The following is a 7,356-nucleotide window of genomic DNA, read 5'->3' on the forward strand; positions in this document are numbered from 1 at the left end:
CCTCTGGCAGCATATCAGGCTCGATCAGACCAGCGGCGGCGGCTTCTGGGCCACCGAGCTTTTCAAATTCTGCCTTCAAATGCTTCGCCGCGCGATCCACCAACTCGGTTGAATCAACAGGCGTTACGTTCCAGTAAATACGGCACTCGCCATTCGGGTTTGCACCTTCATAAGCCGGGTCACCGGGATCACGACCACCGACATCGGTTGTTGTCACCGACAAAAGAACGTTTTCACGCTTTGCCTTTGTTGGTTCGAACTTGATGACCGGAATGTCCATCTTCACTGTCTGGATAGCGACAGGAATTGCGATGAGGAATACGATGAGGAGCACCAGCATGACGTCGACGAGCGGCGTCGTGTTGATGTCAGACATTGGCGTATCATTGCCGCCGCCTCCTGAACTGATTGCCATTGGCCAATCCTCTCTAAATAAATTGGGTCAAAAATGGAGCGCCAGCGATTGCTGACGTATGGGCCGCGCCGAAACGCGGCCCTAACCCAATATTACTTCTTAGCTGCAGCAGGTGCTGGCTTACCAGCTGGTGCAGCGGCAGGAACAGCAGGCTTAACGCGGCCACCCGAAGAGATGTAACCAAGCACATCGTTCGAGAAGGTCGAAAGGCTACGTGCGATTGTCTTGTTACGTGCCTGAAGCCAGTTGTACGCAAGAACAGCAGGAACAGCAACGAACAGACCAATTGCGGTCATGATCAGTGCTTCACCAACTGGACCAGCGATCTTGCCGATGTCAGCCTGACCAGCGATACCGATTTTGATCAGCGCCGAGTAGATGCCGATAACCGTACCAAGCAGACCAACGAAAGGAGCCGTTGCACCAACCGTTGCGAGGAACGGAAGACCGCCCGCTAGCTTGTTGTTGATGGATTCTTCCGAACGGGCCATTGCGCCGTGCAGCCAATCATGTGCTTCGATAGGGTCGGTCAAAAGGCTGTGCTGCTTTTGAGCGGCGATGCCATCATCAACGACTTGACGATATGCACTGTTCTTATCGAGCTTTGCAGCGCCTTCTTCAAGCGTTGCAGCGCGCCAGAATTGTGCACGGACGTCCTTGTACTGGTTCAAAACCTTCTGCTGTTCAAAAAGCTTCGTGAACATAATGTAGAAAGAGAAGACGGACATGATGACCATGACGATGAAAATCGACCATGAAATCGGGCCACCTTCGTTAAGCGCAGGGATAAGACCGAATTGTGCGGCCACATCTGGGTTTGCGGCGCCGGCCGCAGTCAGAAACAAAATCGACATTTTAACTACCTCTCAAAAAATAGAACTATCTAGCAAAAAAGACCCGGAACCAAGGCTCCCCCTTTTACCGGGCCAGAAAATTATTTCGGTATCTGCCACCGGACGCGGTTTGAATACGAACCTTGAACTTTTTCGCCGTTACGAACAGCAGGTTCAAAGCGCGCACGACGCTTCACGTTGGTGCAGGTTGCCGCATCAAGGTCAGCATGGCCACTTGACTGCGTAACTTGGCAATCAATGACGCGGCCATCAACGCCGATAGTGACGCGGAAGCCAGTGGTTCCTTCACGTTCCTGCTGCAAAGCACGCGACGGATAGTCGTTCGTGTTTGCCCAGTTACCTGGATTGCCCCGTGGCTTAGCTTCAGCAGAAGGGCCTGCTGGCGGCGGTGGGGGCGCTGGAGGCGCGGCTGTCGGCACAATTGGAGCCGCAGGTGGCGGCGTATCAACTGTACGAACCGTTGGCGGTGGTGTCACCGTAACAACCATTGGCGGAGGCGAAACGACCGGAGGCTCGATTTGCTTCTCTGGCTCTGGTGGTGGTTCTTCTTCTTCGGGTGGTTCTTCTTCTTTCACGTCGACCACGGTCATCTTTTCCTTGATCGAGACGACCGCATCATATGCGAGGCCAGTCACCAAGGCATAACCGAGGAAAGCGTGAAGAAGGAGTACAATGACGACAGAAACCAAACGGTTTGTGCTCATCCCATCTTGATCAGCATATGCCATGCGGAAACAACTCTCCTACCTTCAAAACAAAATAGTACACTAAGGACGCACGTTTTACCGTGCCCCAAAGTACCCTCGCGATATCGAAATCTATCTTTTTTTTTACTCGATTCATCGACGCATTAGCCAACCCTAACATGCCAAGCAATCCGGATTCTGCGATTCATACGCAATTCATGGACAGGTTCACATAATGCTACGATGTGATATACGTAAAACCGGCGACGGATGTCGGTTTCAGGAAGGGTTGTTTAATGCGAATTTCGCAAGCGAAAGTGATTTTATGCTTGGTTTTGATGGGTTTGGGCAATGCCGCATCTGCCCAACCCGTGGCCACCCCGCCCCCTGCACTTGCCATTGAAGCAGAATCGGCAAGTTATTCGGATATTGCCGATTTGGTCGTCATATCGCCTCTGATCATTGATGTTACGGTCCGCAAAGCTGCTAAAGTTGCCCCTGAACAAGCCATAGGCGTCCCCGTATCGCTTCAGCGAATGCTGATAGAAGCGGATGTGATGGCGTTGATTCGGGGCGAAGGCGGCATTGCCGACCGCGTCCGCTTTGTGCTGGATGTGCCCAAGGATGCGAAGGGCAAAGTGCCCAAATTGAAAAAACAGCGGTTGTTCCTATTTGGTAGCCCCGTTGCGGGCCGAACGGGCGAAATCCGTTTATCGCGGCCCAACGCGCTCGCAAATTTCAGTCCGACCAATGATGCTTTGGTCCGCCGCATCACCCAAGAGGCTGTCCTGCGTGACGCTCCGCAACGCATCATAGGTGTCGCCAGTGCTTTCCATAGCCCGGGAACGGTGCTCGGTGAGGGCGAAACACAGATTTTCCTGAAGACCGAAAAGGACCAGCCAGTCTCACTGACAGTTCTTAGCCGGCCGAATGAGCAAAAACAGTGGGCAGTATCGACAGCCGAAGTCATCGATTCGTCTGCGACCGCGCCGGAACGATCCACATTGCTATGGTATCGCCTAGCCTGTGGCCTACCGCGCAGCCTTCCCACCGACCGCATCGAAACAGCGCGCGATGAAGACGCTGCGCGCGCGCAAGCTGACTATAAATTTATCATTGAAGCGCTCGGGCCATGTGGCCGTAAGCGTTAGCAGCTGCAAATCAGGATCGACGCCCCCGCGCTCACCGCGATGCGCCCGGCACCCACATGATATCACCACCGCGCGTCGAATTGATCAGGCGGCACAGCACGAACAGATAGTCCGACAGACGGTTGATGTAGTTCAACGCCTGTGGGTTGATCGAAACATCCAGCGATGCCGCGACCAACGCCCGTTCGGCACGGCGCGAAATGGCCCGCGCCATATGCATATGCGCTGCTGGCAAGCTGCCGCCCGGCAAAATGAAACTGGTCAACGGTGGAAGCTGCTCATTGGCTTTATCAATCGCCGCCTCAAGCCATTCGACTTGGGATGACACAATCCGCAATTCCATCGGCGATGGTTCAAAACTGTCGCCGGGTGTTGCGATATCGGCACCCAGATCAAACAGGTCGTTCTGAATACGCCGCAACTCAGCGACCAAAGGCGTTTCACCCTCATCCGCTGCCAGGGCCTGAAGCGCTAAGCCAAGCGCGCTGTTGGTCTCATCGACTTCGCCGATGGCGTGCAAGCGCGCGTTGGTCTTGGACACGCGCGAGCCATCGACGAGGCCAGTTGTCCCGTCGTCGCCGGTGCGCGTGTAAATCTTGTTGAGCTTTACCATCTCTGATGCCGCCCGCTTATTGCGAGCCGGCGACCACGACGAGCACAGCAAGCAAACCGATAGTAATGGCCTGCCATTTGACGCGGGCAAACATCATCTTGTTCTGCACGGTGAGCGATTTAGGCAGCCCCGCTTCGTCAACATCTGCTGGTCGCAAATTGGCGAACGCATGAAGGCCACGGATAAGTGCAAATGCCACGGCACCAGCTGCGCCAATGGTGAGGAGAACCAACAAAATAGTCATCGGGAGAAATCCTTGTCCGGGGCCAATACCCCGCTGCGCCTATTTAGGCGTGAGATAGCGAGATTCCAAGCGGTAGCGTGCCCTGACGCAAAATATTAATAAGCCCATCGCCGGATTCCCCCGCCAACCGCCGGTCCGACAGCGCAGGTGAGGATTTGCTCTTCGCCAGTTTTTCACCACTGCTGTCTAACAACAGCGGATGGTGCCAATATATGGGTTCAGGCAAATCCAACAGTTTCTGCAACAGCCTATGTATGGCGGTATATCCGAGAAGATCTTGGCCCCGCACGACATGCGACACCCCGTCGGCGGCATCGTCGATGGTTGCGGCCAAATGATATGATGCCGGCGCATCTTTGCGCCACAGAACAACATCGCCAAATGCCATTGGGTCCGCAAATTGCGGTCCAGCCGCCAAATCGACCCACCCCAACAGCCCCGACCGCGCAACCGCTTTGTCCATATCAATCCGCCAGCAATGGGGAACGGCAGGGTCAATGTCGCTGTCCCGGCACGTTCCCGGATAATGGGGGCCATCCGGACCATGCGGCACTGGCTTATGTTTCAGCGCATGGGCAATATCGCTTCGTGTACAGACGCAGCGGTATAGCAGCCCGTCCGCGATCAACCGATCCCGCGCCGCTTCATATCGAGCAATGTTCTGCGATTGAAATTGCACAGCACCGTCATGATGAAGCCCAAGCCAGTCCATATCCGACATGATCGCCGCAACATGCTCCGCACGGCTTCGTGTTCCGTCAATATCTTCAATCCGCAGATGGAACTGACCATCCAAAGCCCGCGCAAAATCATGCGCGCATAATGCCGAAAAGGCATGCCCCAGATGCAGTCGTCCATTGGGACTCGGCGCGAACCGCGTCACCACTGCGCCATCACATTGCGGCAACGCAGGCAGATATTGCTTCAAAAAGTCGTCCACGCGCAAAAAACATATCCCCAATAAAATACCATATCCGGTGCCTTTGCCCTCTTGACGTCACCATATGTGCAAATAGGTTGATGACTGTCAGATTGCTGTAACGTTGATACGCTTAAAGCATGTATGACATAAAGGGAGTAGGGTTCGACTTATGTTGCATACCGGAACTTTCGAAGCAGCGGGCCGCGCAAGGCACCCGGAAAACTGCCCGGCATTGGTACTCAACGCCGATTACACGCCGTTGAGCTATTATCCATTGAGCTTATGGCCATGGCAAGCCGCCATTAAGGCGGTGTTCCTCGACAAGGTCGACATCGTTTCCAACTATGATCGGCATGTCCATAGCCCAAGGCTGGATATGAAAATCCCGTCGGTTATCGCGCTGCGCCAATATGTGAAGCCATCGGAATATCCGGCATTCACCCGCTTCAACCTATTCCTGCGTGACAAGTTCGAATGCCAATATTGCGGATCGGGCGACAATCTTACTTTTGACCATATCGTTCCGCGCCGTTTGGGCGGCATCACCAGCTGGGAAAATGTCACCACGGCATGCCTACACTGCAACCTGAAAAAAGGCGGCCGCACACCAAAGCAAGCGCATATGCAGCTGAACATGGCCGCGATCCGTCCCACCAGTTGGCAATTGCAAGACAGGGGCCGTGCGTTCCCGCCGAACCATCTGCACGAAACATGGCACGACTGGTTGTATTGGGATATTGAACTGCAGGGTTAAGCTTAATCGGTAACCGTCAACGCAGGCACCGCCCGCGCGGCATCTTCAGGCGTAATTCCCGGCGGCGGGGCGGCCGCGATACGTTCTTCGCCGCGCATGACGCGTCCGGCCCGTTTGATAGCGTCGCGCAGGCGTGGATACACGCCGCAACGGCACAAGTTCGTGATGGCCGCGTCGATTTCTTCATCGGTTGGATTGCTGCTTTTCTTAAGCAACACCGCGCCCGCCATGATGATACCCGGAATGCAAAAGCCGCATTGCGGCACGTTGCTGGCGACAAACGCCTGTTGCAGCGGATGGCTACGGTCACGGCTGAGGCCTTCGATCGTCGTGACGAAACGTCCTTCGGCTTCGGCAATAGTGACCAGACAAGACCGTATCGCCTCCCCGTCGACTTCCACAATGCACGCGCCGCAATCACCATTGCCGCAACCATATTTGGTTCCAGTCAAGTTCGACGCATCGCGCAAAGCCCACAAAAGAGGCGTTTGTGGATCCATTTTATATTGGACCGGGCGATCATTGACGGTGAATTTGGTCATGCAGCCCCATTATACGCGCGCTGAACGTGTTGCAGCGGAGTTTTAATCCCGCCAGCTTTTATCGATCTGGTCAACCTTGCGTACCATTGCGTCAAATTCAACGCGGCCCGAACCGCCTGGGGGTGATGCCATATACAGGTCACGCTGGTGCACCGCGATGACTTCAGGCGGCACCGTGATTGGTTTGCCCATTTGCATTGTTGCAATCTGTTGCTCGCATGCCCGCTGCAGCGCCCAATATTTGATGAACGCATCCGTCAATGTCTTGCCCATCACGACAGGACCGTGATTTTTCAGCATCAATATCCGTTTTTCGCCCAGATTTTGGACCAATCGCGTACCTTCTTCTTCACGCACGGTGACGCCTTCGAAATCATGATAAGCCAGCTGGCCCATGAAGTTGCAGGCGTAGAAATTGACTGGCTGCAATCCGCCCTCAAGGCTGCACACGGCAACCGTGGCGGTTGTGTGGGTATGGATGATGGCATGGGCATCGGGCAAAGTGCGATGGAACAGGCTATGCTGGACAAAGCCCGCCTTATTGACATGCCATGGGTTGTCGACATCGATCTTGTTGCCATCAATGTCGATCTTGATCAGGCTCGACGCGGTAATTTCACCGAAGTGCATGCCATAAGGATTGATCAGAAACGCGCCGTCTTCGTCGGGCACCTTCACCGTAATGTGGTTAAACACCAGTTCGTCCCAACCGAACATCGAAAATATCCGATAGCAGGCAGCAAGCTCCTGACGCGCGGTCCATTCGGCTTCGCTATATTTGCTGTTCGACTTCAATTGGGTTGCCATGCGCACTCTCCTGCTCATTCGTTGCGTTGCTTTATGAAACGAACATTGCACGAGGGCAAGGGGTTGGGCGCAGCAAAAAGGCCGACAGATTTCTCCATCTTCGTGCTTAAAAGCGCCATTTTCGCTTGATATTTAAGGGCGACCTAGTTAGGGGCCACCTCAACACGCCGCCTGTGAACGCGGCGATTTTCGTTTTTAGCCTTTCAAAGTGGCCGTTTTAAGCCATTTTGCCGATTCGATCCGGAGTTGAGTTTTTTATGCAGATCATGGTTCGCGACAATAATGTTGATCAAGCCCTACGCGCGCTTAAGAAGAAGCTGCAGCGTGAAGGCGTGTATCGCGAAATGAAGCTGCGTCGTCACTTCGAA

11 protein-coding genes are annotated in these 7,356 nt (G+C 54.4%); 3 read left to right on the forward strand and 8 right to left on the reverse strand.

Going from position 1 to position 7,356, the window contains the following annotated elements:
• From ACILQA_RS08480 to ACILQA_RS08490, 3 genes are all read right to left on the reverse strand, one after another.
• A partial coding sequence (locus ACILQA_RS08480) for an ExbD/TolR family protein (protein WP_395629308.1) occupies positions 1-415 on the reverse strand: 415 nt, incomplete at its 3' end.
• A gap of 92 nt (positions 416-507) precedes the next feature.
• Entirely contained in the window at positions 508-1,269 is a 762-nt protein-coding gene (locus tag ACILQA_RS08485) for a MotA/TolQ/ExbB proton channel family protein (protein ID WP_395629309.1), read from the reverse strand.
• Between the two features lie 80 nt (positions 1,270-1,349).
• A complete protein-coding gene (locus ACILQA_RS08490; protein ID WP_395629310.1) occupies positions 1,350-1,997 on the reverse strand; it encodes an energy transducer TonB in 648 nt (215 codons plus the stop codon).
• Positions 1,998-2,251: 254 nt separating this feature from the next.
• On the opposite strand from ACILQA_RS08490, the gene ACILQA_RS08495 reads away from it, so the two are divergent.
• Positions 2,252-3,106, forward strand: coding sequence for a hypothetical protein (locus ACILQA_RS08495; protein ID WP_395629311.1), 855 nt, complete (start codon positions 2,252-2,254; stop codon positions 3,104-3,106).
• Positions 3,107-3,137: 31 nt separating this feature from the next.
• On the opposite strand, the gene ACILQA_RS08500 is transcribed toward ACILQA_RS08495, so the two are convergent.
• Genes ACILQA_RS08500 through gluQRS form a run of 3 tightly spaced genes read right to left on the reverse strand, consistent with a single transcriptional unit; the run spans position 3,138 to position 4,903 of the window.
• A complete protein-coding gene (locus tag ACILQA_RS08500) occupies positions 3,138-3,719 on the reverse strand; it encodes a cob(I)yrinic acid a,c-diamide adenosyltransferase (RefSeq protein WP_395629312.1) in 582 nt (193 codons plus the stop codon).
• A gap of 16 nt (positions 3,720-3,735) precedes the next feature.
• The gene (locus tag ACILQA_RS08505) at positions 3,736-3,963 is read right to left on the reverse strand and encodes a hypothetical protein (RefSeq protein WP_395629313.1); all 228 of its coding nucleotides are present in this window, start codon (positions 3,961-3,963) and stop codon (positions 3,736-3,738) included.
• A 43-nt stretch (positions 3,964-4,006) separates the two neighbouring features.
• Positions 4,007-4,903, reverse strand: coding sequence for a tRNA glutamyl-Q(34) synthetase GluQRS (gluQRS, locus tag ACILQA_RS08510; RefSeq protein WP_395629314.1), 897 nt, complete (start codon positions 4,901-4,903; stop codon positions 4,007-4,009).
• Between the two features lie 151 nt (positions 4,904-5,054).
• On the opposite strand from gluQRS, the gene ACILQA_RS08515 reads away from it, so the two are divergent.
• Positions 5,055-5,639 carry an HNH endonuclease gene (locus ACILQA_RS08515; protein ID WP_324478493.1) on the forward strand — a complete coding sequence of 195 codons (585 nt, stop codon included), beginning with the start codon at positions 5,055-5,057 and terminating at the stop codon, positions 5,637-5,639.
• A gap of 2 nt (positions 5,640-5,641) precedes the next feature.
• Here ACILQA_RS08515 and ACILQA_RS08520 read toward each other — a convergent pair whose 3' ends face one another.
• Both ACILQA_RS08520 and ACILQA_RS08525 read right to left on the reverse strand, forming a co-directional pair.
• Entirely contained in the window at positions 5,642-6,181 is a 540-nt protein-coding gene (locus ACILQA_RS08520) for a (2Fe-2S)-binding protein (protein WP_395629315.1), read from the reverse strand.
• 42 nt (positions 6,182-6,223) lie between these two features.
• Positions 6,224-6,988, reverse strand: coding sequence for a class II aldolase/adducin family protein (locus ACILQA_RS08525; protein WP_395629316.1), 765 nt, complete (start codon positions 6,986-6,988; stop codon positions 6,224-6,226).
• A 257-nt stretch (positions 6,989-7,245) separates the two neighbouring features.
• Between ACILQA_RS08525 and rpsU the strand changes: the two genes are divergently transcribed.
• Positions 7,246-7,356 (forward strand): 30S ribosomal protein S21 (rpsU, locus tag ACILQA_RS08530; protein WP_395629317.1); only part of this gene is annotated, 111 nt, incomplete at its 3' end.

It is taken from the genome of Sphingorhabdus sp. (genome assembly GCF_044239005.1).
Taxonomy (GTDB): Bacteria; Pseudomonadota; Alphaproteobacteria; order Sphingomonadales; family Sphingomonadaceae; genus Sphingorhabdus_B.

Bases quoted from the DNA above. Each gene is read 5' to 3' on its own strand.
- ACILQA_RS08490 (WP_395629310.1), bottom strand. From the start codon at position 1,997: ATGGCATATGCTGATCAAGATGGGATGAGCACAAACCGTTTGGTTTCT.
- ACILQA_RS08495 (WP_395629311.1), top strand. From the start codon at position 2,252: ATGCGAATTTCGCAAGCGAAAGTGATTTTATGCTTGGTTTTGATGGGT.
- ACILQA_RS08520 (WP_395629315.1), bottom strand. From the start codon at position 6,181: ATGACCAAATTCACCGTCAATGATCGCCCGGTCCAATATAAAATGGAT.
- ACILQA_RS08485 (WP_395629309.1), bottom strand. From the start codon at position 1,269: ATGTCGATTTTGTTTCTGACTGCGGCCGGCGCCGCAAACCCAGATGTG.
- ACILQA_RS08525 (WP_395629316.1), bottom strand. From the start codon at position 6,988: ATGGCAACCCAATTGAAGTCGAACAGCAAATATAGCGAAGCCGAATGG.
- ACILQA_RS08505 (WP_395629313.1), bottom strand. From the start codon at position 3,963: ATGACTATTTTGTTGGTTCTCCTCACCATTGGCGCAGCTGGTGCCGTG.
- ACILQA_RS08515 (WP_324478493.1), top strand. From the start codon at position 5,055: ATGTTGCATACCGGAACTTTCGAAGCAGCGGGCCGCGCAAGGCACCCG.
- ACILQA_RS08500 (WP_395629312.1), bottom strand. From the start codon at position 3,719: ATGGTAAAGCTCAACAAGATTTACACGCGCACCGGCGACGACGGGACA.